The sequence below is a fragment of the Tunturiibacter empetritectus genome, from assembly GCF_014201375.1.
GTDB lineage: Bacteria > Acidobacteriota > Terriglobia > Terriglobales > Acidobacteriaceae > Edaphobacter > Edaphobacter lichenicola_D.
Window position 1 is genome coordinate 49,571 of the sequence record NZ_JACHDZ010000005.1, and the last position, 24,881, is coordinate 74,451.

Sequence of the window (24,881 nt, forward strand, 5' to 3'; positions counted from 1 at the left end):
GATGCCGAATATCCGCTTGATGCGGTCATAAAAATCAAATTGTTGCTAGAGCATAGAAATCTATGTAAACATTTGTCAACAGAACTTTTCATAATTCTGAAGAAAACTAGTTCATATACGCAAAATGGAACCGCCAAATTTGCCGAAATTCAGCCATCTGTAGATTTAAGCGTGATTAGAATGGACGAGACATGGCCCAGAAGACCCAGGATCGCGCAAACCAGATACTTCACCTCCTGCTACAGAAAGGCCAGAGCTGCGTTGAGGATCTGGCCGTCACCATCGACGCCTCCCCAGCCAGCGTCCGTCGCGACCTGATCAAACTTGCTCAGCGTGGCCTGGTGAACCGCACCCACGGCAGCGTCGAGCTGGCCGGCAAGATGACCTACGAGCCGTTCCGGTTCGACGCCGCCTTCCCCCTGCGCGAAGAGCGTTTTGCAAACGAGAAGCGCCGCATCGCCATCGCCGCCGCCGAGATGGTCAACGAGGGCGACACCATCGCGCTCTCGCCCGGCACCACCACCACCCAGGTAGCCCGCAGCCTCAGGCACCGTGAGGGCATCCACATCGTCACCAACGCGGTCAATATTGGCATGGAGTTTTCCAGCCTCCCCAACGCCCGCGTCACCCTTACCGGAGGCTCCATCCGCTGGCCCGGCGCGTTTTCAATGGTCGGCGCAACCGCCTTCGACTCGCTGCAGCGGCTCTTCTTCGACAAGGTCTTCATGGGCGCATGCGGAATTCACCCCGACCACGGTCTGACCGTCATCGAATCCGACGAAGCGCTGGTTCTAGGCGAGATGGTCAGGCACGCCAAGCAGGTCATTGCGGTCGCGGATGCAAGCAAACTCGGGATCTTCACCCCCGTCAAAGTCTGCGCTACAAGCGACCTGCACACCATCATCACGGACGACAGCGTCGATCCGGAGCTGGTCGAGGCCTTCCACCGAAAGCAGGTCCGAGTGATCATCGTCTAACGGGCGATCATCGTCCAAATGCGAAGCAAGCCTGATATTCAAAAAGATTGCGGTTACCCTCCCACCAACTCATGAGACTATGAGTTCATGCGTGCAGCCTGGGCCTTTTTCCCGCTTTTTCTAGGAGCGCCGGCGCTCCTGCTGCTCCACGCTCAAAGCAGACCCTCGATGGTACCGCCCAGACTGATCAGCATGCCAACCCCGGATTGCCGGGCAGGGAAGCCCTGCCACAGAACTCATGGCCAGGTCCGTCTGATCGTCGATGTCCTCGAGGATGGCAAAGTGGGCGAGATCAGGGTAGAGATCGGCGACGACGCCAGGTTGGCTGATGCAGCCACCGCGGCTGCTCAACAGGCCGAGTTCGTCGCTGGCTCCTTTCTGGGTAAGCCGCAAAGTATGGATTACGTTATGAACTTTCACTTTTAACGGGCCTCGGAGTCTTTAGCGCATCTGTCAATCTTCGATCTTCCCGCCGATCGACAAAAAAACTGGCAGATTCAGATCTTTTGTCCTACGATCGTCATCCAAAGAACGAAACCCCGGGAGTATCATAATAAAGTGCCAAAGTATTCTATCGTCGTCCCCTTCCATAACGAGGAAGAGAATGTCACCACACTCTACGACCGCCTGAAGGCCGTCATGGAGCACGTCAACGACACCTTCGAGCTGGTCTTCGTCGACGACGGCTCCCGCGATCGCACCTACCGCCTGCTCGAAGAGATCGCCGCCGTAGACAGCCGCGTCCTGGTCATCAAACTCCGCCGCAACTTCGGTCAGACCTCCGCCCTCGCCGCCGGCTTCGACCACGCCCAGGGCGACTTCATCCTCGCCATGGACGGCGACCTCCAGCACGACCCCGACGAAATCCCTGGCTTCCTCGCAAAACTGGAGGAGGGCTACGACGTAGTCAGCGGCTGGCGCTCCCAGCGGGGCGACAACTTCATCATGCGCCGCATCCCCTCTCGCGCTGCAAACTGGCTCATGGCCGCGCTCAGCGGCGTCGACATTCACGACTTCGGCACCACCTTCAAGGCCTACCGCCGCGAAGTTATCCAGAACATCCCCCTCTACGGCGAGATGCATCGGTTCATCCCCGCCCTCGCCTCCTGGTACGGCGCCAGCATCTGCGAAATCCCCATCTCCAATCCCGCCCGCGAGTTCGGAGAGAGTCACTATGGCATCTCCCGCACCTTCCGCGTCTTCTTCGACCTCCTCACCATCCGCTTCCTGCTCCGCTACATGACGCGTCCGCTGCACTTCTTCGGAACCATCGGAGCCTTCGGCATGGTAGCCGGCTTTGGTATGGCCGCCTGGCTTCTCATCCTCAAGATCGTCACCGGCCAGCACATCATGAGCCTCCACGGACCGCTCTTCGTCATTGCCGGCGTTCTCATCCTCGCCGGAATCCAGATGATGGGCATCGGTCTGCTCGGAGAGCTCCAGGTACGCCACTTTCACACCGCCGCCCACCGCGCACCCTACGCCGTAGACCGCATCCTGCGCCTGCGCTCCGAAGAGAGCCTCATCCAGTAACCCGCGTCGTCAGGACAAGCACCTCAGACTCCGATGACAGGGGCAGGCACTACTCGTCGTTGACCGAAGATCGACTTGTATCGGCCATTCAACCACCTGAGTAGCGGCGTTTCCACGAACCAGAAACAGACCATACCACTCAGAATCACGCACACCAGCGCGATCCCTTCTCTCAGAATCATGGGACCGCTTCTGAGGAACCCTATCGGAATCCTGGCCATCAGACGCGAGATCATCTCGGTCGAAATAGCAGATGTCAAATAGATCGAGTAAGATCCGTTCCCTACTTCAACTAGCATCTTGCCCAGTCGAGATCTCACCTGCGGCCCCCAAAAAACCACTCCGCTAACCAGCAGCCACGCCGCAACCCCCCAGGTCCCCACTCGCGGAAGCATATCCACACCCACCAGGACATTCTGTTCCAGGGCGACGTTCGTCGTCACGTAGAAACTGACCAGTCCTACCGCAAGGACTCCGGCAACCAGCATCGCAATGCCGGTACTGCGCTGCCTTCCGAATCTCTGAAATCCAAGTGCCGTAATGTTTCCCATCACAAACTCAAGCAGAATTGGATTCATGACAATCACTAGGCCCGATCGGCGGATGCCCAGAAACTCCCCCACGACCACCAGAAGAACCAGCGCAGCGATCGTATTCCGAACCGCATCTCGTATCGTGATCCGCAGAAACACAGTCAGGACGTAATAGAAGAACATCTCGAAGATCAGCGTCCACGCCAGGCCAATGATCAAGTGGACCCGTGGATAAGAGAGGCCGGGAAGCAGAAACCAGAAGTCCAGGAAGGTGAATCCCGACACCTCACTCGAACGAAGCCATCGAGTCAAAGGGAAGAGAATAACGATCCAGTAGATCGGCAAGATTCGCAGAATGCGCCGTGCGATGAAGTGGAGTGATTCGAATCGGGGCTCTCCCGATACAGCCCGCAACGCAGTGAGTCCTAAAATAAATCCGCTAATGACAAAAAAAATGTCAACGCCGAACATCCCAAGATTTCCAAATCGCACCATCGACAAGCTACCGCTTCCTCCCATCACCTGCATCAGATGGAGCGCAGCCACCAGGCTTACAGCAATCGCCCGGCATATCTGAAGGCCTTCGATTTGATGCGTCTTTGAAAGCGGCATAGCGCTAGAGTTGATCGACAAGCTGATCCTGTGGGGAGATGCCAGGGAGTATGCGGAGCGATGTTGCTCCATCTCCATCCTACCAAAGCACCTGAGCCTCAGTCTCTTCCAGACGGCGTCGGCTCTGCCTTCTGCTGCTCTCTTTTCAGCTCTTCCTGCGCTTCCCTGGTCGAGTCCTTGAACGCCGCAGCGTCCAGATCCTTGGTCAGTTTGTCCTGCTCCACCATCGGATCGGTCAGCGTCTCCAGGTATCCCACAAACTGCTGAACACACTCCCGCTCTTCCGCCGGTTGCTGATTTTCGTTCAACTTCTTCCGCAGCACCTCCTCAAGCCTCAGCGCATCGTCCAGGCCAAATGCGATAGAGACGTACGACGTACGACTACGCAGGGCAAACACGTCCTCGTGCAATCCCGTCTGGCTCACGATCAAGCCGTTGCGCGCATTTTCGAAGGATTGCTTCCCACACGTCTCCGTAATTGCTTCCGAACCTTCAGCCGCTAAATGAATCGGCCCCAGCGTGGTGGTCTTCGGTTGAGTCAAGTTTGAAAGATCTTTCAGCACATCGCTTCGGTCGCCCGAGTGACAACCGGCAATCAGTATCACCATCCCGGCGAGGAGCACCCCCCGCCCTATTGCGGCCCTTTTTAGGCCCTGTACCCATTCACTCACTGTTGGCCCTCAACCGTCCCTCTGATCCACTAGTCACGCAATCAACTAGATCTAAGATAATTCTATGCCTTGATTTACGCAGGGTATATCACCTTTCGGACGCGCTACACTTCAGAAGCCGTCTCCCAACTGCTTTGCCAAATCCTTCCGAAACGCCTGCTCTCGCTCTGACACATAGGCTTTGTACCCCTCCGCATCAACAAATGGGTTGACGGCTCCAGCCTTCATCCTCGCGAACTTCTCTTCCAGATCAAAGTAGCTCCCATGCGCCCCCAGAAACACATCGCAAGGCAGCGACTTCAACCTCTGAAACGTCAACTCATAGTCCTGCGCCATTGTCGGATAGACCGCGCTCCTCACTAACTTATATCCGGGGTTCACATTAGGGCTGCCTACGATCACGATGTTATAAACCGCGCCACCGTCACGCACCTTCATACTCCAGGTCGTACATCCCTTCGTATGCCCCGGCGTCAAATGCGCAACCAGCACAACCTCTCCCAATCGAACCTCATCCCCATCATGAAGCACTCGGTCAACCTTCGTAGCGGGATACCAGTTGCTCGACGACTTGCCATATTGAAAATCAGTCTTGCCGCCTGACTCCACCACCGGCACGTCCCGATCCATCACCATGTACTTCGCACCAGTCAACTGCTTCAACAACTTGCTCCCCGAGCAGTGATCGCGATGCGCATGACTTATGAGCAAAATCTTCACATCGCTGAACTTGAACCCAAGCGCTTCAATATTCTTCCTTATCTGCGGAACGCTGCTCGGCAGATTACTGTTGATCAGAATGTGCCCCTGCGGTGTCGTAACCAAATAAGAAGCCAGATCCTTGCTCCCCACGTAGTACACATTGCCGACTACACGAAAAGGCTCATGATTTGTCGTCCAGTCAGGATCGTTCTGTGCGAAGAGACCGCAGACAAAGACAAAGGTCAGCAAGAGGGAGCGAAGCAGCATGGCAAAGCATAACTCTCCCCCGAAGACGCCGCCAACGCTCCCAACCCTGGCTGCATTAACCTGAGTGGTACATCCTCCAACGCAAAACGAAGAGCTAGACTGCAGCGGTAGTCTTCCTGCTGATCACCTGAGCCCCAAAACGCTCCATTTCCTGCGCCTGCGGACTCGACTGCAGCAACACCAGATCCACCCCCACCGCCGCAAACTCCTCCATCCGCTCCGACACCTGCTCCGGCGTCCCCACAAACCCGCACCTCAGCCCGCGATTCGACACCGAGTAATCCTTCAACGAGATCTCCGTCTGCAGGTTCGACCCCGTCACCCACTGTTCATAGTTCGCATACCCACGCGCCGACTGCTTCACATCCGTAATCCGCTCCACCTCGCGCAGTGCCTCCGCCTCCGAGTCCCGCACCACCGCATACCCCGCAACGCCGAACGTCATCGGCCCCAGCCCCAGCCTCTCGCGTCGCTCCCGCATGTCGGCGATCTTCTTTCCCACAGCCTCCGGAGCATCGCCATGCATCAGGTACGCATCGCACTTTGCCGCAATCAAATTCTTCGCCGTCTCCGACTCGCCACCCGCATACAGCGTAGGCCGCGGCTTGCTTACCGGCTTCGGCGAAAGCACATTCTCCCGCAAATCATAGTAGTTGCCTTTATAAGAAAAACCCTGCGTCTTCCAGCATCCATCAACCACATCGAGCCACTCCGACGTCCGAGCATACCGATCGTCATGCTCGTCGAAGTGAACCCCATACTTCGTCGCCTCATCCTTCCACCAGCTCGAAACCACATTCAACGTCAGCCGCCCATGCGACATCTGATCGATCGAAGCCGCCTGCTTGGCCAGCAGCGCCGGGTTATGAAACGTAGGCCGCACCGCAACCATCAACTCCAGCCGCTCCGTCACCGCAGCCAGCGCAGCTGTTGTCGACCAAGCATCGAGCGAAGGAGCATCCACCCCCTTGATGTCATTCAGATTCAGCTCCGCAATCAGAGTCAGATCGTATCCAATCGTCTCGGCCTTCTTCGCCAGGTCGCGCACATACTCCCAGCTCGCCGCCATCTTCTCGTCCTCGACGTTACGCAGCCACCCACCAAACACAGGCAACCAGAAGCCGTATCGCATCCCCGCCTTTGTGCCCGCTGCCTTTGTGCTCCCTGTCTCTGTACTCAAAGCCGCGCCCCCGCCAATTCAGGCACATTCGTCCGGCGCTCATTCACAATCCGCGCTTCCTCTTCCAGCCAATCCGCCAGCTTCACAAACGGATCGAAGCCCACAACCTTCTGTCCATCGGCCACAAAGTTCGAGAGCGCATTGATGTCGTAGTACATCCTCACGCCGTCGCGATCATCCACCATAAACTCCACGCCACCAAGCTCGATTCCCGCAGCCGCCATCAACCGCTCCACCTCCGCGATCACATCAGGCGGCGCGTCAAAGGCCTCTACCGCCAGCCCATCCTTAGCCGCATCGATCGGGCAAGCCGCACGCTCCAGCTCAACCCCAAGTGGTGTCTTGCAGATATCTGCCGGGCAAAGGTCAAACGTCTCGCCGGTAATATGTATCTTGATCGCGTACAAATACCTCCCGTTCAAAACCTCAACCCGAACGATGTAAGATCCGCGCGCCGGCACAAACTCCTGCACCAGCCCGGTCGAATCCATCCCGAACATCAGCCCATTCTCTGTCGCTGAAGCCTCCGCCAGATGCTCCTTCGTCTGAAACTTCACCACGCCGCTGCCACTGCCGCCGATGTTCGGCTTCACCACAACAGGAAAGCGCAACCCCTCAGCCGCCGCACTAGCCTGCGAAGCCCGATGAATCACCCGAGCCTTCGGATACCCAAGCCCCAACGCCTCCAGCATCGAAAGCTGAGCCGCCTTCGACAACTCACTCCGAAAAGCCCTCACGCCATTCACCACGCGAACCCCGCGGCTTTCCAGGTGCTCCAGAAACCCCAGCGTGTAAAAGATCTGATCCCCATGCCCGCGATTCCACGCCGAAGGGCTCATCTTGTTCAGCACCACCGCGTACTTCTCCTCCGGATGATCCTCCGGCCCATAGCTATGCTCCACCGCACTTAGCTTCACATAGTTCGCCCCGCGACGATCCAACTCCTCAAACAACAGCCTGAACCAGATCGGCTGCTCATAATAGATCGCAATAGGCAAGGGCTGACGGCTGGACATAATCTTCTTTAATCCTCTTTCAAAGGTTCGACTCAAAACTCTTCACGTTGTTACAGCCGCCGGCGGACGGGGCGAAACAACGCCTCGAATCTGATATCTCAAGTTTAGATGAAGAATTGCATCCGCGAGCTTCACAAGCAATTCATCCCAATCACAAAGCTCTTTAGGGCTTTGTGATTTACGACGATAAGCTACGATATTTAAGTGTTCTTCACGGCACCTATATTCGACGTTATTGCCCTAATCTTACTCATCTTGGCAGGAGGTTCGATTGGCGCGGCCGTCGGAAGCCTCACGTCTCTACTCCTGAAGAGCAAACCATTGAAGATCTTCCAAGATGCGTGTATCGGCTCTATAGGATTTGCGCTGGGCGTCTTTGGGTGCGTGTTGATACCTTGGCATCGCAACACTATCTCTTACAGATTGGCCGGTGGAACAGAAGTTACTTCGACCGCGGATATGTACCAACACCCAGTTAGGATCGCTATAATTTTCGCTATTCTTCTTCCACTTTTGTACGAGCTTTACAGGTCGTGGCGATTACGGACAAATAAGACTAGTGCCGCCATGTTGTAACCTGAACCAGCCATGCAAGCCATCCAGATCCACACCACCGGCTCCGCCGACGTCCTCACCCTCACCGACCTCCCCACGCCAACACCCGGCCCCGGCGAAGCACTCATCCGCATCGAAGCCTCCGGCGTCAACTTCATCGACACCTACTTCCGCGAGGGCCGCTACCCCGCCAAGCTCCCCTACACCCTCGGCCAGGAGGCCGCAGGCACCATCGTCTCCGTCGCCCCCGACGTCACCGCCTTCAAGCCCGGCGACCGCGTAGCCTGGTGCCTCATCCCCGGCACCTACGCCCAGTTCGCCGTAGCTCCCGCCGCCCGCCTCGTAGCCATCCCCGAAGGCGTCACCACACAGCAAGCCGCCGCCGCCATCCTCCAGGGCATGACCGCCCACTATCTCCTCCACTCCGCCTACCCCGTCCAGTCCGGCGACGAGATCCTCATCCACGCCGGCGCAGGCGGCACCGGCCTCCTCTTCATCCAGATGGCCAAAGCCCTCGGCGCCCGCGTCTTCACCACCGTCTCCAGCGAAGAAAAAGCCACCCTTGCCCGCGCCGCCGGAGCCGACGAGATCATCTTCTACACCCAAGAGGACTTCGCCGCGAAGGTCAAATCCCTCACCGGCAACCGCGGCCTCCCAGTGGTCTACGACTCCGTAGGCAAATCCACCTTCGAGCAATCCCTTCAGTGTCTCCGCCCCCGCGGTTTCCTCGTTCTCTTCGGCGGAGCCAGCGGAGCCGTCCCACCCTTCGACCTCATCCGTCTCTCCACCATGGGTTCCCTCTTCATCACCCGCCCCACCCTCAAGGATTACATCGCCACCCGCGCCGACCTCGATCACAGCGCGAAGGATGTCTTCGACGCCGTAGCCAACGGCACCCTCAGGCTCCGCGTCGAGCACGTCTACCCTCTGGCCGACGCCGCGCAAGCCCACCGCGAGCTCGAGTCCCGAGCCACCACCGGCAAACTCTTACTAATCCCATAACCCGACCGAAGGGAGGACCGAAACCGCCAGCCTCGCCCAAACAAGGTATACAAGTCACGAAGTGACCGCCGAACCCGGGGTCCCCACAAACAGGTCTTCGTTTGTGGGGTGGCCAAGCGCAGGGCGCCCGTCCGGCAGGACAAGCAACTTACAATCAAACCATGCAGACCCCGGCGCCCCGCAGCGCGATCAGCCTCTTCCTCGCCCTCGCCGCCGCACTCCTCCTCACGCCACCCGCCACAGCCGTTGTAGTAAGAGGCACCGTCACCACTCCCCTGGGCCTCCCCCTCGGCAACGCCCGCATCCAGCTCATCCAGGGCCGCCGCGTCGTCGCCTTCACCTTCTCCCTCATGGACGGCACCTACGAGCTCCGCAGCGGACTCCCCGGCCGCTTCGTCCTCCTCACCTCCGCCTCGCCCTTCACCCCCAGCATCGGCGATGCCTTCTACGGCGGCCGCACCTCCATCGTCACCCGCAACCTAGTCCTCGAGTACGCCACCGTCACCCCGCAACTCGCCACCACCTCCACCGCCATCCCCACGCCCATCCAGCAAGTCCCCGCAGCCGTCACCCTCATCCCCACACAGGCCCTCGAAACCCAGATCAACCTCCTCAACGACCTCCGCCAAGCTCCCGGCACCAACGTCCTCCAGACCGGCCAGGCCGGCGGCCCCATCCGCCTCTACGTCCGCGGCGGCAGCCCCGACGCCAACAAGATCCTCATCGACGGCATCCCCGCCACCAACCTCGGCGGCGACTTCAACTTCAGCCCCCTCGCCACCACCGCCCTCACCGGCCCCGAGATCTATCGCGGAGCCAACAGCGCCCTCCAGGGCACCGGAGCCGAAGCCTCCATCGTCAGCCTCGCCACCACCCGCAGCAACTTCCTCTACCCCACGCTCGACTACACCGGCGACGCCGGAAACCTCCGCACCTACCGCAACGAAGCCATCCTCTCCGGCACCTACAGCAAGTTCGACTATCAAGCCGCCTTTAGCCGCCTCAACACCTCCAACGCCCTCCCGCGTGACCAGTTCCACCTCATCACCAGCACCGCCAACATCGGCTACACCATCCTCACCAACACCACCGTCCGCTTCACCCTCCGCAACGCCGACTCCGCCGCCGGCCTCCCCCAGGCACACGACCTCTACGGCATCTCCGCCTCCGGCAAGCAATCCGATCAGGACCTCTACTCCGGCATCACCGTCGAAAACGTCTTAGCAGGGAACTGGCACAACCTCGCCCGCTACGGCATCAGTCGCAAGCGCGAACAGGAGCAGCAGTTCGATCGAACACCCGACACCATCACGTACGGCAACCTCGTCACCCTCCGCGGAGCCAACGGCTACACCGCCACCGGACAAGCCGCCTTCCTCTCCCCCACCCTCGACAACGTCCACAACCGCGACGAGTTCTACTACCAGACCGACTACACCTTCCCCTACCGCATCTCCGCCCTCTTCAGCTTCCACTACGAAGACGAGCGCGGTCGCCTCTTCAACCCCACCACCGGCTTCAACCAGCAGGCCCAGCGCACCAACTTCCTCTACACCCTCCAGCTCCAGGGAGACCTCCACCACCGCCTCTTCTACTCATTCGGAGGAGCCATCGAGCGCAACCACCTCTACGGCACCGCCGGAACCCCGCGCTTCGGCCTCACCTACGTCCCCGTCCTCCCCGGCCGCCGCGCCTTCCATGGCACCAGCCTCCGCGCCAACATCGCCACCGGCGTGCAGGAGCCCACCCTCGAAGATCAGTTCACCAGCCTCGACACGCTTCTCACACAAACCACCAACGCACTCGCAATCGCCACCTACAACATCCACCCCATTACCGCCCAGCGCTCACGCACCTTCGACGTAGCCGTCGACCAGAACATCCTCAGTCAGAAGCTCATCCTCAAAGCCGGCTACTTCCACAATCAGTTCAGCCATCAGCTTGAGCGCCTCGCCCCCAACGGCCTCGAGCAGTACTTCAACATCCCCTCCAACATCGCCCTGCAGGTCCCCGACGCCTCACTGAACTCCCTCGCCTACCGCACGCAGGGCCTTGAGCTCGAGCTCCAGTACCAGCCCCTCTCGCACCTCTTCCTGCGCGGGGGCTACACCTACCTCGCCTCGCTCGTCGAGCAGTCCTTCACCTCCGACAACGTCTCTCCCGCCTTCAACCCGGACCTCCCCGGCATCCCCATCGGAGCGCTCTCTCCCATCGTCGGCAATCGCCCCTTCAACCGCCCACCCAGCAGCGGCTTCTTCGCTGTTCAATACTCCGCCAGCAGATTCTCCGCCGCCATCAAAGGCGCTCTAGCCAGCCGCAGCGACGACTCCACCTTCCAGCTCCACAACGACCGCAACGGAGGCAACACGCTCCTGATCCCTAACCAAAACCTCGACTTCGGCTATGCGAAGCTCGACCTCAACCTACTCTTCAGCGCCACTCACCACGTCACGGTCTTCACCCAGCTAGACAATCTTCTCAGCCAGCAACACATCGGCCCCATCGGCTATCCGGGCCTGCCCTTCACCATCCGCGCCGGCCTGAAGATCCGCATCGGCGGCAACTGAACCGAAAGATAGGTCCTGCCGGACGGGCCTCCTACGCGGAGGGCGGTCACTTCGTGACGCGTATACCGGTTTTGGCAGGATGAACACCCACGGTCCTCCCGTTGGTCGGCACAATCACCCCCGCGACCAACGGGAGCGCCAACCGAAGGGGTATACAAGTCACGAAGTGACCGCCGCCCGCGCAGGGCGCCCGTCCGGCAGGACCCCGCATCGAAAAACGCAACCAGACCTGTCTTCCGCGTGTTTCTATCTTGTATGTTCTTGCCCGCTCCGCATCGCAGAGCTTCACTGCACCGTCTAACCCAACGAAGGGAAACAAAAATGACCCGATCTCTCCTAGCACTAACTCTCCTGGCAGCGACCACAGCAACCACAACCACAGCAGCCCACGCCCAGGAAGCCCCTGCCACCACCCAGGCCCTCGTCGCATTCGACAGCAAAGCTCCCGTCAACCCCACCGCAAAAGACCTCACCATCAAGATCGACAACCGAGTTACCCCACTCATCAATCTCGCCGCCATCCCCCCGGGCGGAGCCCAGGTTGCTCTCCTCATGGACGACGGCCTCCGCACCAGCGTCGCCCGCGAGATGAACAACCTCCGCGCCTTCATCACCAGCTTCCCCGCAGGCACCGAAGTCTTCGTCGGCTACATGCAGAACGGCACCGTCTTCCCCGGGACCGGAGCCTCAGGCTTCACGTCCGATCTGGCCGCCGCAGCCCAGGGCCTCCGCATTCCCAGCGGCATTCCCGGCTCCAGCGCCAGCCCCTACTTCTGCCTCTCCGAGTTCGTCAAGAACTGGCCCGGCCAGGCCGAAAATCAGATCAACCCCGTCCAGCGCAGCGAAGGCCCCGTCCACAAGCCACGCTTCGTCCTCATGATCACCAACGGCGTAGACCCCTACAACGGCAGCACCAGCCCGCTCAACCAGAACAGCCCCTACGTCGACGCCTCCGTCACCGACGCCCAGCGCGCCGGCGTCCCCGTCTACTCCATCTACTTCAGTGATGCCGGCTTCGCTCGTAGCCGCAGCAGCGCGAGCTTCAGTGGACAAAACTACCTCAGCCAACTCGCAGAAGGAACCGGTGGCCTCTCCCTCTACCAAAGCACCGGGCAAAACCCCGTCTCCATGGAGCCTTACCTCAAGCAGTTTCAGGAGGCCATTGCCCGAACCTACGTCGCCACCTTCCCCGTAGACACCAATAAAAAACTCGTCAGCCTGAGAACGTCAACCGATCTCCCCAAGACCAAACTCCGCGCCCCCAGCCAGGTCCGCCCCGGAACCGTCGTCGCCAACTAACTCAAGGTCCTGCCGGACGGGCGCCCTGCGCGGGCAGCGGTCACTTCGTGACGCGTATACCGGTCTTGGCAGGATGAACCCCCACGCTCCTCCTGTTGGTCGGCGCGAACTCCCGCCTGCGACCAACGGGAGCACCAACCGAAGGGGTATACAAGTCACGAAGTGACCGCCCCACGCGCATTGGACCTGTCCGGCAGGACACAAGCCCTTAAAAAAGAAAAAAATCTTAAAAAGTTGGCGTATTTTTCAACCCCGAACAACCACCATCCAAAACACCACGTTCACCACGCAAACCACCACGTTTCCACCACCAAAAACCACCATCAACTCACCACTTTTTCCAAAACACCCCTCAAAACTTCAGCAAAAACAGCAAAGCCCCGGCTCTCACCGGGGCTCCACTTTTTTTCTGAAACAACTTCTTAGTACATGCCGTCCATACCGCCGCCGCCATGGTTGTGTCCGCCGCCCGCAGCTTCCTTCTTCTCCGGGATATCGGCGATCATCGCCTCGGTGGTCAGCATCAATCCAGCAATCGAAGCCGCATTCTGCAGAGCAGTACGCGTCACCTTCGTAGGATCAATGACGCCAGCCTTCACCAGGTCCTCGTAGGCGCCAGTTGCGGCGTTGTAGCCGTAGTTAGCCTCCTTCGATTCGTGGATCTTGCCGATCACAACCGCGCCCTCTTCGCCGGCGTTCGAGACGATCATGCGCAAAGGCTCTTCGATCGCGCGACGAATGATCGTGGCGCCGATCTTCTCATCGCCTTCGAGGCCCTTGATCACTTCCTCAACCGCAGCTGTGCAGCGAACAAACGCCACGCCGCCGCCCGGGACAATGCCTTCCTCAACGGCCGCGCGCGTCGCATGCATCGCATCCTCAACACGAGCCTTCTTTTCCTTCATCTCGGTCTCGGTCGCCGCACCGACCTTGATCACTGCAACGCCGCCAACCAGCTTGGCCAAACGCTCCTGCAGCTTCTCACGGTCGTAGTCGGAGGTGGTCTTGTCGATCTGTGCGCGAATCTCCTTCACGCGGCCTTCGACATCGCCATCCTTGCCGCCGCCATCAACGATGGTGGTGTTGTCTTTGTCGATCGTCACGCGCTTCGCAGTGCCAAGATCCTCGATCTTCACACCCTCGAGCTTGATGCCGAGGTCTTCCGTGATCGCCTTGCCACCAGTCAGAATTGCGATATCCTGCAGCATCGCCTTGCGACGATCGCCGAAGCCAGGAGCCTTCACGGCCGCGACATTCAACGTCCCGCGCAGCTTGTTCACCACGAGAGTCGCCAGCGCCTCACCGTCCACATCCTCAGCAATGATGACCAGAGGCTTGGCAGTGCGGGCAATCTGCTCGAGCAAGGGAAGCAGGTCCTTCATCGACGAGATCTTCTTCTCGTAGATCAGGATGTAGGGATTCTCAAGAGCAACTTCCATCCGCTCCGCATCGGTCACGAAGTAAGGCGAAAGATAGCCGCGATCGAACTGCATGCCCTCAACCACATCGAGCTGCGTCTCCATCGTGCGAGACTCTTCCACAGTGATAACGCCGTCCTTGCCAACCTTCTTCATCGCCTCGGCAATAATCACGCCGATCTGCGAATCAGAGTTCGCAGAGATGGTTCCAACCTGAGCGATCATGTCGCCCGAAACCGGCTTCGACAGCTTGGTCAGCGCTCCGCCAACGACTGCGCCATTCTCATCGCGCTTGCCGATGATGGCCTCAACCGCCTTATCGATACCGCGCTTCAACGCCATCGGATTCGCACCGGCAGCAACCGTCTTCACACCCTCGCGATAGATCGCCTGAGCCAGAACGGTAGCAGTCGTGGTACCGTCGCCGGCCACATCCGAGGTCTTAGAAGCCACTTCGCGAACCATCTGTGCGCCCATGTTCTCGAGCGAGTTCGAAAGCTCGATCTCCTTGGCAACAGTCACGCCGTCCTTGGTGATCGTCGGCGAACCGAACTTCTTCTCGATAACGACATTGCGACCCTTCGGTCCAAGCGTCACCTTCACTGCGTCGGCCAAAATATTGACACCACGCAGAATAGCCTGACGCGAATCTTCTCCATGCAGAATCTGTTTTGCCATTGTCTTACTCCTGTTGCCAGCGAAAAGGCTGGTGAAATGTTTGTGTGAAGCGCCCGAAGCGCCGATTATGCGGCGAAGCCGCGGTATACGGCACGAAGTGCCTACTTCTTGAGGATTCCGAGGACTTCTTCTTCACGCATGATCAAAAGCTCTTCGCCGTCGATCTTGATCTCGGTGCCCGAGTACTTGCCAAACAGAATGCTGTCGCCGGCCTTTACATCCAGCGGGAATACCTTACCTTCGTCGTTCGACTTGCCCTTGCCGACGGAGATCACCTCGCCCTGCTGTGGCTTCTCTTTTGCCGAATCCGGGATGATGATCCCGCCACGAATGCTTTCGCCCTCTTCAATGCGCCGAACCAGAATCCGGTCGTGCAGCGGTGTAAATGATGTTGTCGCCATTGCTTACATCTCCTTGGTGCGATTTGGCGAACGGCTATCCGTCCGCGTTGTAGAACGCAGCTTCAGCCATCAACCGCTGGCCCGAGCTGCAAATAAAAGAGTGGAATAGGCCAATAAGCCCAGCTCCCAAGCAAAACCCGAGAGCTGTTAGCACTCAAGCCTTCCGATTGCTAACGATAGTCAGCCCGCTTCCAGTTGTCAACCCGGCTATGTGAAATGTGAGTGAAACCCGCGCAAGCATATACCGGCCGCGGGCGGCACACCAAATCCAGCAATCAGACCTCAAAAGTCGTAGAATGAGGCCATGTCGTCACGCCGCACCGTCTGGTCGCTATCGTTTCTGGTTCTCCTCTTCGCTTTCGCATCCAGCCTTCCCGTCAAGGCCCAGGATCAGGACGCCCCTATAAAGCGCGGCCGCAAGTACAAGGCGCCTCCGGCCACCTCCCACATCGAGGTCACCGTCGTCAAGAAGTTCAACGGCAAGCCCATCATGAATGCCGCCGTTATCTTCAACCCGTCGATGGGCGGCAAGGACGAGGGCAACCTCGAGGTCAAGACCGATCCCGACGGCAAGGCCATCATCGACGTCATCCCCACAGGCAGCACAGTTCGCGTGCAGGTTATCGCGCCGGGCTTTGCGACCTTTGCCGAAGAGTATGAAGTCACCGAGGCCACCAAAGAGATCGCCGTCGCAATGATTCGTCCCAGGGCACAGGTCTCCTCCTACGAGAACAATGACGGCAAAGACGCAACCAGGAAGCCAGGTGTTCAGGAGCCAATAAGGCCGACTACGCCGGCAACCAAACCTGTGCCCACCACTCCGCCCGCAACTTCGCAGCAGCCTGCCACTCCCAATTCGACACCCCAGCAGTAACCTAGCAAGAAGGAGTTTATGGACAGGCCGCTAACAGGGAAGACTGTGCTTGTAACTGGGGCGGCCAAGCGTATCGGCCGGTCTATCGCTCTGGCTCTCGCTGAACGCGGGGCAGACGTAGCCATCACCTATCTTGCCTCTCAAACCGAGGCGGAGGAGACCGTTCACGCGCTCGCGGCCCACGACGTCGACGCTTTGGCCATCCGCTGCGATCTTCGCAATCCCGAGGACATCGAGCAGACCGTAGCCGCAGTCGTCAACGATCTGGGTCGCATTGACCTACTCGTCAACAACGCCGGAATCTTTGCCTCCGAAGCGCTCGAGAACATCTCGGCCGACCAGTGGGACGCGATGTTCACCACCAACACCCGCGCTCCTTTCCTCGTGGCCAAGGCTGCGCACCCGCACCTGCGCGCCGTCAAAGGGCGCATCATCAACATCGGCTCGCTTGGAGGCCTGCATCCCTGGGCCACCCACGGGCACTACTGCACCTCCAAGGCTGCCCTGCACATGCTGTCGAAGACCATGGCGAAGGCCTGGGCGCCTGAGATCAGCGTCAACTGCATCGCCCCAGGCATGATCGTCCAGGGTGAGGTCGACGATGCCTATGAGCACTTCGCCCGCAAAACCCCCATGCAGCGCAACGGCACCGCCGAAGATGTAGCAGCAGCAGCCGTCTTCTTTGCCACGGCGCCCCACTTCATTACCGGCCAGCTCCTCGCCGTCGACGGTGGTCTCGGACTGTAAAAGAATATGTCCTGCCGGACTTGCCCACACACACGCAGTGGGCCCGTCCGGCAGGACATATCTTCCAAGCGAATCTACCGCCCCAGCAGTCTCCGCCACCAGCTCTTCTCCTGCATGTCCTCATAGAGGTTCAGCGGCTCCAGCTGCGGCGGCATCGGCTTCCCCATAAATACCGCTAGAGGATTGGAGACGCAGAGCAGATGCGCGTAGTCCGGGCCATACTTCGTCGCCACCAGTTCCAGCGCCTCCCGCATCTTCGGCGCGCGCGAGGTCGTATTGTGCGCATCGGTTGCTAGAAAGTGCACCCACCGATTCTCGAGCAGTTCATGCGCCATCCGTTCCGCATGCTTGCCCATCCGGCCCAGTACAGACCCCGCCGTCACCTGCACCAGCACCCCACGCTGCAGCCACTCTGCGATTCGATCCTGATCGTTCTGCAGGGTAGGGTTTCTCTCAGGATGCGTCAGAATCGGAGTCAAACCGGCAAGCTGCAGTTGATAGAAGATCTCCGTAAGCCCTCGCGGCAGCCCATAGTCCGGCACTTCCACCAGCAGATAACCCAGGCCGTTGATGCTGAACTTCGTTGGGTCAACTTTGGCCTCCTGGATATTTTCATACGACATATGGAAGTCGCATCCGCGGCCCAGCTTCACACCGATCGAGTCGCGATCCAACCGCTCCTGCAACTCGGCAATCTTTGCGTTGATGATTGGAGGGTCGTAAAAGTATTGTCCGTTCGAGTGCGGCGAACACACGATATGGGTGATCCCGTCCGCTGCAGCCATCTTCGCCATAGCCACTGAGGCTTCGAGGGTCGAAGCACCATCGTCCATGCCCCACAGAAGGTGATGGTGAATGTCAATCATTGCGTGATCAGCTTACCACCGCGTCAGTAGGCTGGCTGCGTTATCGCGCCGCGGCCAAAGACTCTGCCATCGCCTGAAATAGCAGCAAGCCGTCGGCTGAGCCGAGCAGTGTCTCACTGGAACGGTCCGGATGCGGCATCAGACCCAGCACATTGCGCCCCTCGTTCAGCACTCCAGCGATGTTCTCGAGCGATCCATTCGGGTTCGCCTCAGCAGTCACTGCGCCCTCGCGCGTTGCATAGCGAAAGGCAACGCGGTCCTGTTTCTTCAGCGCCTCCAGCGTATCGGAGTCGCAGAAGTAGTTGCCTTCCATGTGGCCAATCGGCATCTGCAGCACGTGTCCACGAGACAGTCCATGGGTGAAGGGAGAGTTGTTCGTCTCGGTTCGCAGAAACGTCTGTTTGCAGATGTAGTGCTGGCTGGCGTTGCGCATCAGTGCGCCTGGAAGAAGTCCGGCTTCGCAGAGAATTTGAAAGCCGTTGCAGATTCCCATCACCAGTCCGCCGTCTTGCGCGAACTTCTTTACCGATTGCATGACTGGCGCAAAGCGTGCAATCGCGCCGGTTCTGAGGTAGTCGCCATAGGCGAATCCACCGGGGACGAGGATGGCGTCGCAGCCCTGAAGGTCCTCTGAGGCGTGCCAGAGGTAGGTCACGGGCTGGTGCGCGATCGCGTCCACTACGTGGTGGGTGTCATGGTCGCAGTTGGACCCGGGGAAGACCAGAACGCCGAATTTCATACCTTAAGGATAGCATTCGGCTCTCTCGCCTCTCTGGGGGCTCGAAAAAAATGGGTGCGGATATGGGAAAAAATCTGGTTGTGGTGGCGGGTGCGATTTTACAGGGGGTTTGCGGATTTCCACCGTGCAAAATGATGGTTTTTTGCTGGTGAGAACGTGGTGTTTTGTGTGGCTAACGTGGTGTTTTAGCACCGTGTTTTTTTGTGCTAAAAAATGCGCCACGGGTTGGGACTTTATTTTTAGGGCATCATGTCCTGCCGGACGGGCCCACTGCGCGTGGGGCGGTCACGTGACTTGTATACCGCTTCGCGTGTCGCTCCCGTTGGTCGCAGGTTGGAGCTCGTGCCGACCAACGGGAGGACCCTGGGTGTTCGCCGTGCCAAGACCGGTATACGCGTCACGAAGTGACCGCTGCCCGCGCAGGTCGCCCGTCCGGCGGGACATCTCTTAGACGGGAGCGTAGATGGCAAAGCCACGAGGCGGAGCAGGGAACTCAGAGTTGCCGTTCGCATCAGTGGTCCGTTCGTCCGGGTGAGCGGTGTCGTGGCCATCCCAGGCGATGGGAGCGAACTTCTGATTAGGCCACTTTGTCTTGACGGAGGTGCCAGACCACTTATCGCCAAGATTGTTCAGCACATAGATCAATCCAGGCTGATCGACGCTGTCATCCTTATAGCCCACACGCTGCATGATGTAGAGATCGGGATCAGCGTGGAGGATCTGCGAGTCGCCGCCTGCGTACTTGTGGTGCGCGATGATGAGGGCGTCGATGCCGTTCGGGGTCAGCGGGCGCGCCAGTTCGTTGTTGTAGTAGTCATACCAGAAGATGCTGGGATACCCTTCGTGCACCATGATGAACGAGTAGGCCATCATCTTGTCGTTCACGATCGCGTTGTCGCCCATGTCGTGATTGTCGACAAACGTTGCCGCGTGCATGGGGCGCTTCATCACTACGGCGCCGTCGTCAGTCAGGTTGCGCAGGTCGTAGCTTGGTTTGTCGCAGACATCCTTCAGCTTGTAGCGCAGCGGGAAGTCGAATGCAGCGATCTGCGTGTCCGTAAGTTTGTTTACTTTGTCCAGCCAGTGCTCGATATCTTCGCCGCCGGACCACATCTCCCCGACAACATAGGGCGTGAACTCCTTGCCGTCCTTGACATAGCGATACTTCGCGAGCAGCCCGATGATCCATGCGCCGAAGCCTTTTACGAAGTCGAAGCGGAAGCCGTCGAATCCAAGCTCCTCGATGAGGAAACGGGCGTACTCGAACATCGCCGTGTAGACGACGGGGTTGCGATGGCAGAGGTGGGGGAAACCTGCGAAGTTCTCGCCCTCCATCATCACCTGCTCGTATCGGCTGGGATGAAAGCAGTTCCAGTCGCGGGGAAACTTGCCGCTCTTTGGGTTGAACTTGGTCCAACGCTTCTGTCCGTCGAGAGGGTTGACCTCCTCTTCGTCCGCGCCGGAGTTGTGATTGAGCACCATGTCGGCATACAGGCCCATACCGTTCTTGTGCGCCTTGGCAATCAGCGCTTCGAGCTCCGCACGGTTGCCGTAGAAGGTCTTGGTACCGCCCTTCTGGTCCAAGTCGCCGAGGTCGAAGTAGTCGTAGGGGTCGTAGCCCATCGAGTTGTGGTCGGAGGCCTTCGAGACGGGAGGCAGCCAGAGCGCACTGAAGCCCGCCTTGCCGAGATCTTCAACCTTTTCAGCGACGAAGTTCCACCACTCGCCTTCTTTTTTTTCGTGTTTCGGTGCGTCCCAGTAAAACGCCTGCATCATGACAGCCATCTTGATCGTGCTCCATTCCAGTGCCGTTCGCGCGAGCGTCTACCTCGAGAGCTGCAAGGTTCGCATCGAAGGAAAGTGGCTTGAGTTATAGTTCTGCTTCAGCAGGTCAGATGCGCGTGAGGACGGTCAGGTTGGTATGGAGATCCGAAACAGCAATACGACGACTCATCTCAAAACCGCTGGCGGTGCGCTGGTCAACTGGTGGCGCGCAGCCACGCTCGATGGCCTGATAGTAGGAGTTCTCTGGCTGATCGGGCTGGAGCTGATCCGTGTTCCGTTCGCGCCGCTCTGGGCGATCCTCGGGGGGATACTCCAGATCATCCCAACCTTCGGCGGCATGGTCGCGCTCATCGGCCCGGTGCTGGCGGTTGCGTTCAGCGGCCATGACGAGTGGCGCTTGGGTCTGGTCCTGGGGCTCTATGGGTTGATCGTCATTCTTGAAGGCCTTGTCATCGCTCCTTACATTCTGCACCGCACCACGAAGGTACCGTGGTGGGCCGCGTTCCTCGGGCCGATTTTGCTGGGCATCATCATCCCGTTCTGGGGGGTGCTGCTGGCTCCGCCGCTGCTTGCGGTGATCTTCGCGTTTCGCAAATCGCCTCCGCCGCCTGCTCTGCCTGGGGTTTAGAGATGTCCTGCCGGACGGGCGCCCTGCGCGGGCGGCGGTCACTTCGTGACTTGTATACCTTGTCATGGTCGGGATGTCTTCCCGGTCCTCCCGTTGGTCGGGAGGGAGGATTCGTGGGTACCTGCTAGCCGCCCAGTTTGTAGCGCGTCTCCGCGAGACGGTAGAGCGGACGCCATACGAGTCGGTTGATCGTGACCACCATGATGGCCATCACGATGGTGGCGAGCAGCAGGATCTGGAATTGGCCGCTGTCTGTTGCCGCGCTGATCACGGCTCCGAGGCCAACCGTCTGCAGCGTCTGGTTCTTCAGACGAAAATACTCCGCGATGATGCTGGCGTTCCACGCGCCACCAGAGGCCGTCACCATGCCTGTAATTAAAAAGGGAAAGATCCCAGGCAGAATGACTGTCTTCCACTTCTGGATGGTGGTGAAGCGGAAGAGCGTCGCAACCTCTTTCAGGTCGGAGGGGATCGCCATTGCTCCTGCGATCACATTGAACAGGATGTACCACTGCGTTCCCAGCAGCATCAGTGCGATGGAACCGATGTTCATGCTGCCGCCGATACGGATGAGAGCGAGGAGGATGACGGGGAAGAGTGCAGTTGCGGGAACGGAGGCCGCGATCTGCGCTATGGGCTGTGCGATACGCGCGAGCCGGGGATGGAAGCCGATGGCAACCCCTGCGGGAATCGTCCACGCGGCTGCAAGAATCAGTGAGATGTTGACTCGCAGGAAGGTAGCCATCGCGCCCTTTAGGATCGTGGCAAACTCGCTTCCATGGACCTGCCGCAGAAGGGTCAGTGCCTGCCACGCGGCGTAGAGGACAACACCCGCTGCAACCAGAATAATCAGCCCGCGCAACAGGGTCGATGCGATGCCCGTCTTCGCTTCCTCGCCACGGACCTTTGTAATTTTTGTCGGGGTGCCGACGGTGCGTTCCTCTGCGAGCCGCCGATAGAGACTCTCTCCGAATGGAACGATTGTGTGCTGGCGCAGGCTTTGCAGTCCGCGAGACTGCTGGAGAAGATGCAGCAGAGGCGAGCGCACCCTTGAGCTGCTCTCCACCTGCTCGAATTTGAACTTGTCGCTCCATGCGATGACGGGCCGCCAGACAAGCTGGTCGGTCGCAACGATGATCGCAATCATCGTCAGCAGCCCCCACGTGATGGCCGCGTAGTTTCCTGTGCCTGCCGCGGTCTGCAGATACGATCCCAGTCCAGGAAGCCTGAAGTCGCGTGTGGCCAGGACGAACATCTCGCAGGCCATCAGGAAGAACCATCCGCCCGCGACCGACACCATCGAGTTCCAGACCAGCCCGATGGCCGCGTAGGGAAGCTCCAACTGAATGAGCTTTTGCAGGCGCGAGAACTTGTAGATGTTTGCGGCTTCGGAGAGCTCCCGCGGGATGCTCTTGATGGAGGAGTAAAAGCTGAAGGCCATGTTCCAGACCTGGCCGGTGAAGATCAGCACAATTGCGCCCATCTCCACGCCGATCTGCCGCGTGGGAAAGAGTGCCACCATCGCCAGCATGACGCCGGGAAGAAAGCTGAGGACCGGAATCGATTGCAGGATGTCGAGGCCCGCGATCATCAGCGGCTCTACGCGTTTGCTGTATGCGGCGATGTAGCCGTAGCCGATGGCGAAGACCAGGCTCAGCATGTAGGCGAGGCCGATCCGCACGACCGAATAGAACGCATACTGCGGCAGCGCGCGCGGGCTCTGCGAGATGACGATCTCCGGCTCAGGATGGCCGAACCAGTAACGCGCGATGACGACGACTCCGTAAAAACACGCCAGTCCGATGCCGGCGACGCACAGGTCCAGCACCACCGGCCAGCTGCGCTGCAGCACCTGCGAGCGCGCAAAGGTCTCACGTCCGCGGATGTTGCTGAAGCTATCCGGCAACTTCATCATGCATCGATCTCCGCTGTGGAGCTTGCATCAGCGTCGTGATGAAGCTTTTCAGACTGGATGAAACGGCGGCGGGAGGCGTCGAAGTCGAAGAGCTCTGCGTAGCGTCCCCAGTTGATGGCCGTCTCCAACTGGCGGAGAGTCTCGTCTTCGCTGAACTGCTCGTCGAGCATGTCGTGGAAGAACTCTTCGGGCACGCTGCGGTCGCTCTTGGACTCGATGGCGCGCACGATCTGGCGAAGGAGGAGCACATTTTCGACGGCTGCGGTGCGAAAGAGCTCTTTTTGGCGCAGGATCTCGGAGTTGGCGTACTCTGCGCCGGTGGGTGTGATCGCGGCGTCGCCTTCTGTAACCGTGAGGAAACCTAATAGCTGCGCGGCATCGACGATGGGAAGCAGGTCGTCGATCTGGAAGGCGAGATCGTCGGCGAGACGATAGATGTCGTCCTTGCCGTTGTGGTCGAGCACAAGCTCCAGCAGACCTGCGATGCCACCGGGTCGTGCGTGCGGGAGCATCTGGTAGTGCATCTGCCTTTGATCGCGCACCGTCTTGCCGGTGGAGGTCTGGGGGAGGGCCGGCGGCTGGGCGTCAGGCTGCGTCAGCACCTTGTAGATGTAGTCGACCAGTTGCGTGAAGGCGGTCGCCTTACGGTCGCGCGGGTGGGGGATCGCGACGCGGAAGTCGGTTCGCACGTGGCCTGGGTTGCGTCCGAGGACGATGATGCGATCGGCCAGCTGGACGGCCTCTTCGATGTTGTGGGTCACGATGAAGATCGACTGCGTCGGGATGGTTTTGTTCTGCCAGAGCTCCAACAGTTCGCTGCGGAGGTTCTCCGCAGTAAGCACGTCGAGCGCGGAGAAGGGCTCATCCATGAACAGGACTTCGGGTTCGACGACAAGCGCGCGCGCGAAGCCGACCCGCTGCCGCATGCCGCCGGAGAGCTCCTTGGGATAGGCAGCCTGGAAGCCGTCGAGTCCAACCGTGTCGAGAATCTTCATGCCATGCTTGCGACGCTCTGCGGCGTCCATGCCGCGAGCCTTTAGTGGTGCTTCGACGTTCTCGAGAACTGTGAGCCACGGGAAGAGGGCGAAGCTTTGAAACACGATTGAAACATTGACCTCGGCGGTTGCAATTGGCTTTTCATGCCAGTACACTTCGCCGGCAGAGGGAGTGGACAGACCGGTTAACATCCGCAGCAGGGTCGACTTTCCCGAGCCGGATGGCCCAAGTAACGCAACAATCTCTCCGGCCGTAATCGACAGGTCGGTGGGCGAAATTACCTGGATGCGGTTTTCGCTCGGTTGCGCGTAGTATTTTTCAACACGTTCGGCACGAATGATGGCTGGCTGCATAGGAAATTGAGTGGTACTGGATGCGGCGATTGAATTTGTGGCGGTTTGTTAGTCAACCACCTCTGCGCTCAGCGTATCATTACTAGGTGGGCGAAATATAAATCCGCCGCCTGCGTACGACACATTTAGAACTGAACTTTGAACCTTCTACTTTTGGGGAAACTTAGCATGGCAGATTTAAGCTCTACCGCAACACCCAAGCCCAAGGTACTGGTCGCTGACGACGAGCAGGTGATTGCGAATACTCTGGCGATAATTCTCAACCAGGCAGGCTTTGAGGCGCGTGCCGTCTTCAGCGGCGAGAAGGCCGTCGAGTTACTCGATAGCTTTCAGCCCGATATGCTCATCAGCGACGTCATCATGACCGGAATGACTGGCATCGAAGCGGCCATCATCACGCGCAGCAAACTGCCGAAGTGCAAGATCCTTCTCTTTTCTGGCCAGGCCGCTACTGCGGATCTGCTCGAAAAGTCTCGTGCGCAAGGTCACGAGTTCGAGATCCTCGCCAAACCCGTTCATCCGACCGATCTTCTCGCAAAACTACGCGGATAGCTTCTCAGGCCGCCT

At 59.1% G+C, this 24,881-nt stretch carries 23 protein-coding genes; 11 read left to right on the top strand and 12 right to left on the bottom strand.

Annotated elements, in window-relative coordinates; genetic code table 11:
• Positions 1–191 precede the first annotated feature (191 nt).
• The 3 genes from HDF10_RS14895 (at position 192) to HDF10_RS14905 (ending at position 2,510) form a co-directional block, all read left to right on the top strand.
• The gene (locus HDF10_RS14895) at positions 192–977 is read left to right on the top strand and encodes a DeoR/GlpR family DNA-binding transcription regulator (RefSeq protein WP_183760276.1); all 786 of its coding nucleotides are present in this window, start codon (positions 192–194) and stop codon (positions 975–977) included.
• Positions 978–1,145: 168 nt separating this feature from the next.
• Positions 1,146–1,403 (top strand): energy transducer TonB, encoded by a 258-nt coding sequence (locus HDF10_RS14900; protein WP_183814697.1) that lies wholly within the window; start codon positions 1,146–1,148, stop codon positions 1,401–1,403.
• A 132-nt stretch (positions 1,404–1,535) separates the two neighbouring features.
• Complete coding sequence (locus HDF10_RS14905; RefSeq protein WP_183760280.1) at positions 1,536–2,510, top strand: glycosyltransferase family 2 protein; 975 nt, start codon at positions 1,536–1,538, stop codon at positions 2,508–2,510.
• 23 nt (positions 2,511–2,533) lie between these two features.
• Here HDF10_RS14905 and HDF10_RS14910 read toward each other — a convergent pair whose 3' ends face one another.
• From HDF10_RS14910 to HDF10_RS14930, 5 genes are all read right to left on the bottom strand, one after another.
• Positions 2,534–3,676, bottom strand: coding sequence for an acyltransferase family protein (locus HDF10_RS14910; RefSeq protein ID WP_183814699.1), 1,143 nt, complete (start codon positions 3,674–3,676; stop codon positions 2,534–2,536).
• Between the two features lie 77 nt (positions 3,677–3,753).
• Entirely contained in the window at positions 3,754–4,326 is a 573-nt protein-coding gene (locus HDF10_RS14915) for a hypothetical protein (protein WP_183814701.1), read from the bottom strand.
• Between the two features lie 111 nt (positions 4,327–4,437).
• The gene (gene bla, locus HDF10_RS14920) at positions 4,438–5,295 is read right to left on the bottom strand and encodes a subclass B3 metallo-beta-lactamase (RefSeq protein WP_183814703.1); all 858 of its coding nucleotides are present in this window, start codon (positions 5,293–5,295) and stop codon (positions 4,438–4,440) included.
• Positions 5,296–5,389: 94 nt separating this feature from the next.
• The gene (locus HDF10_RS14925) at positions 5,390–6,427 is read right to left on the bottom strand and encodes an LLM class flavin-dependent oxidoreductase (RefSeq protein ID WP_183815153.1); all 1,038 of its coding nucleotides are present in this window, start codon (positions 6,425–6,427) and stop codon (positions 5,390–5,392) included.
• Between the two features lie 44 nt (positions 6,428–6,471).
• On the bottom strand, positions 6,472–7,491 hold the full coding sequence (locus HDF10_RS14930; RefSeq protein WP_183814706.1) for an ATP-grasp domain-containing protein: 1,020 nt from the start codon (positions 7,489–7,491) through the stop codon (positions 6,472–6,474).
• A 588-nt stretch (positions 7,492–8,079) separates the two neighbouring features.
• On the opposite strand from HDF10_RS14930, the gene HDF10_RS14935 reads away from it, so the two are divergent.
• The 4 genes from HDF10_RS14935 (at position 8,080) to HDF10_RS14950 (ending at position 13,340) form a co-directional block, all read left to right on the top strand.
• Positions 8,080–9,048, top strand: coding sequence for a quinone oxidoreductase family protein (locus tag HDF10_RS14935; RefSeq protein WP_183814708.1), 969 nt, complete (start codon positions 8,080–8,082; stop codon positions 9,046–9,048).
• 161 nt (positions 9,049–9,209) lie between these two features.
• On the top strand, positions 9,210–11,615 hold the full coding sequence (locus HDF10_RS14940) for a TonB-dependent receptor plug domain-containing protein (RefSeq protein WP_183814710.1): 2,406 nt from the start codon (positions 9,210–9,212) through the stop codon (positions 11,613–11,615).
• A 321-nt stretch (positions 11,616–11,936) separates the two neighbouring features.
• Entirely contained in the window at positions 11,937–12,914 is a 978-nt protein-coding gene (locus HDF10_RS14945; protein WP_183814712.1) for a vWA domain-containing protein, read from the top strand.
• Positions 12,915–13,076: 162 nt separating this feature from the next.
• The gene (locus HDF10_RS14950; protein WP_183814714.1) at positions 13,077–13,340 is read left to right on the top strand and encodes a hypothetical protein; all 264 of its coding nucleotides are present in this window, start codon (positions 13,077–13,079) and stop codon (positions 13,338–13,340) included.
• On the opposite strand, the gene groL is transcribed toward HDF10_RS14950, so the two are convergent.
• Together groL and HDF10_RS14960 are read right to left on the bottom strand one after the other, a co-directional pair.
• The gene (gene groL, locus HDF10_RS14955) at positions 13,337–15,010 is read right to left on the bottom strand and encodes a chaperonin GroEL (RefSeq protein ID WP_183814716.1); all 1,674 of its coding nucleotides are present in this window, start codon (positions 15,008–15,010) and stop codon (positions 13,337–13,339) included. The two genes, HDF10_RS14950 and groL, sit on opposite strands and share 4 nt — an antisense overlap.
• Positions 15,011–15,111: 101 nt before the next feature.
• Positions 15,112–15,411 (bottom strand): co-chaperone GroES, encoded by a 300-nt coding sequence (locus HDF10_RS14960; RefSeq protein ID WP_020713919.1) that lies wholly within the window; start codon positions 15,409–15,411, stop codon positions 15,112–15,114.
• 304 nt (positions 15,412–15,715) lie between these two features.
• Between HDF10_RS14960 and HDF10_RS14965 the strand changes: the two genes are divergently transcribed.
• Both HDF10_RS14965 and HDF10_RS14970 read left to right on the top strand, forming a co-directional pair.
• Positions 15,716–16,285, top strand: coding sequence for a hypothetical protein (locus HDF10_RS14965; protein WP_183814718.1), 570 nt, complete (start codon positions 15,716–15,718; stop codon positions 16,283–16,285).
• A gap of 18 nt (positions 16,286–16,303) precedes the next feature.
• Entirely contained in the window at positions 16,304–17,032 is a 729-nt protein-coding gene (locus HDF10_RS14970) for an SDR family NAD(P)-dependent oxidoreductase (protein WP_183814720.1), read from the top strand.
• A 74-nt stretch (positions 17,033–17,106) separates the two neighbouring features.
• Here the strand turns inward: HDF10_RS14970 and HDF10_RS14975 are convergent, their stop codons facing one another.
• From HDF10_RS14975 to HDF10_RS14985, 3 genes are all read right to left on the bottom strand, one after another.
• Positions 17,107–17,898 (bottom strand): tyrosine-protein phosphatase, encoded by a 792-nt coding sequence (locus tag HDF10_RS14975; protein WP_183814722.1) that lies wholly within the window; start codon positions 17,896–17,898, stop codon positions 17,107–17,109.
• Positions 17,899–17,938: 40 nt separating this feature from the next.
• The gene (gene purQ / locus HDF10_RS14980; protein WP_183814724.1) at positions 17,939–18,637 is read right to left on the bottom strand and encodes a phosphoribosylformylglycinamidine synthase subunit PurQ; all 699 of its coding nucleotides are present in this window, start codon (positions 18,635–18,637) and stop codon (positions 17,939–17,941) included.
• A 447-nt stretch (positions 18,638–19,084) separates the two neighbouring features.
• On the bottom strand, positions 19,085–20,422 hold the full coding sequence (locus HDF10_RS14985; RefSeq protein WP_183814726.1) for an alpha-amylase domain-containing protein: 1,338 nt from the start codon (positions 20,420–20,422) through the stop codon (positions 19,085–19,087).
• A 136-nt stretch (positions 20,423–20,558) separates the two neighbouring features.
• On the opposite strand from HDF10_RS14985, the gene HDF10_RS14990 reads away from it, so the two are divergent.
• Positions 20,559–21,050, top strand: a complete 492-nt coding sequence (locus tag HDF10_RS14990; RefSeq protein WP_183814729.1) for an AI-2E family transporter — start codon at positions 20,559–20,561, stop codon at positions 21,048–21,050.
• Between the two features lie 124 nt (positions 21,051–21,174).
• Here HDF10_RS14990 and HDF10_RS14995 read toward each other — a convergent pair whose 3' ends face one another.
• Together HDF10_RS14995 and HDF10_RS15000 are read right to left on the bottom strand one after the other, a co-directional pair.
• The gene (locus HDF10_RS14995; protein WP_183814731.1) at positions 21,175–22,965 is read right to left on the bottom strand and encodes an ABC transporter permease; all 1,791 of its coding nucleotides are present in this window, start codon (positions 22,963–22,965) and stop codon (positions 21,175–21,177) included.
• Positions 22,962–24,314: an ABC transporter ATP-binding protein gene (locus HDF10_RS15000; RefSeq protein ID WP_183814733.1), complete on the bottom strand. Its 1,353-nt coding sequence runs from the start codon at positions 24,312–24,314 to the stop codon at positions 22,962–22,964. The genes HDF10_RS14995 and HDF10_RS15000 overlap by 4 nt, the downstream gene beginning before the upstream one ends.
• Before the next feature lie 168 nt (positions 24,315–24,482).
• Between HDF10_RS15000 and HDF10_RS15005 the strand changes: the two genes are divergently transcribed.
• Positions 24,483–24,866, top strand: a complete 384-nt coding sequence (locus tag HDF10_RS15005) for a response regulator (protein WP_183814742.1) — start codon at positions 24,483–24,485, stop codon at positions 24,864–24,866.
• Positions 24,867–24,881 lie beyond the last annotated feature (15 nt).

Excerpts from the sequence above, each read along its gene's own strand:
- HDF10_RS14895 (WP_183760276.1), top strand. The coding sequence starts at position 192 with ATGGCCCAGAAGACCCAGGATCGCGCAAACCAGATACTTCACCTCCTG.
- HDF10_RS14900 (WP_183814697.1), top strand. The coding sequence starts at position 1,146 with ATGGTACCGCCCAGACTGATCAGCATGCCAACCCCGGATTGCCGGGCA.
- bla (WP_183814703.1), bottom strand. The coding sequence starts at position 5,295 with ATGCTGCTTCGCTCCCTCTTGCTGACCTTTGTCTTTGTCTGCGGTCTC.
- HDF10_RS14925 (WP_183815153.1), bottom strand. The coding sequence starts at position 6,427 with ATGCGATACGGCTTCTGGTTGCCTGTGTTTGGTGGGTGGCTGCGTAAC.
- HDF10_RS14930 (WP_183814706.1), bottom strand. The coding sequence starts at position 7,491 with ATGTCCAGCCGTCAGCCCTTGCCTATTGCGATCTATTATGAGCAGCCG.
- HDF10_RS14935 (WP_183814708.1), top strand. The coding sequence starts at position 8,080 with ATGCAAGCCATCCAGATCCACACCACCGGCTCCGCCGACGTCCTCACC.
- HDF10_RS14940 (WP_183814710.1), top strand. The coding sequence starts at position 9,210 with ATGCAGACCCCGGCGCCCCGCAGCGCGATCAGCCTCTTCCTCGCCCTC.
- HDF10_RS14945 (WP_183814712.1), top strand. The coding sequence starts at position 11,937 with ATGACCCGATCTCTCCTAGCACTAACTCTCCTGGCAGCGACCACAGCA.
- groL (WP_183814716.1), bottom strand. The coding sequence starts at position 15,010 with ATGGCAAAACAGATTCTGCATGGAGAAGATTCGCGTCAGGCTATTCTG.
- HDF10_RS14960 (WP_020713919.1), bottom strand. The coding sequence starts at position 15,411 with ATGGCGACAACATCATTTACACCGCTGCACGACCGGATTCTGGTTCGG.
- HDF10_RS14965 (WP_183814718.1), top strand. The coding sequence starts at position 15,716 with ATGTCGTCACGCCGCACCGTCTGGTCGCTATCGTTTCTGGTTCTCCTC.
- HDF10_RS14970 (WP_183814720.1), top strand. The coding sequence starts at position 16,304 with ATGGACAGGCCGCTAACAGGGAAGACTGTGCTTGTAACTGGGGCGGCC.
- HDF10_RS14975 (WP_183814722.1), bottom strand. The coding sequence starts at position 17,898 with ATGATTGACATTCACCATCACCTTCTGTGGGGCATGGACGATGGTGCT.
- purQ (WP_183814724.1), bottom strand. The coding sequence starts at position 18,637 with ATGAAATTCGGCGTTCTGGTCTTCCCCGGGTCCAACTGCGACCATGAC.
- HDF10_RS14985 (WP_183814726.1), bottom strand. The coding sequence starts at position 20,422 with ATGGCTGTCATGATGCAGGCGTTTTACTGGGACGCACCGAAACACGAA.
- HDF10_RS14990 (WP_183814729.1), top strand. The coding sequence starts at position 20,559 with ATGGAGATCCGAAACAGCAATACGACGACTCATCTCAAAACCGCTGGC.
- HDF10_RS14995 (WP_183814731.1), bottom strand. The coding sequence starts at position 22,965 with ATGATGAAGTTGCCGGATAGCTTCAGCAACATCCGCGGACGTGAGACC.
- HDF10_RS15000 (WP_183814733.1), bottom strand. The coding sequence starts at position 24,314 with ATGCAGCCAGCCATCATTCGTGCCGAACGTGTTGAAAAATACTACGCG.
- HDF10_RS15005 (WP_183814742.1), top strand. The coding sequence starts at position 24,483 with ATGGCAGATTTAAGCTCTACCGCAACACCCAAGCCCAAGGTACTGGTC.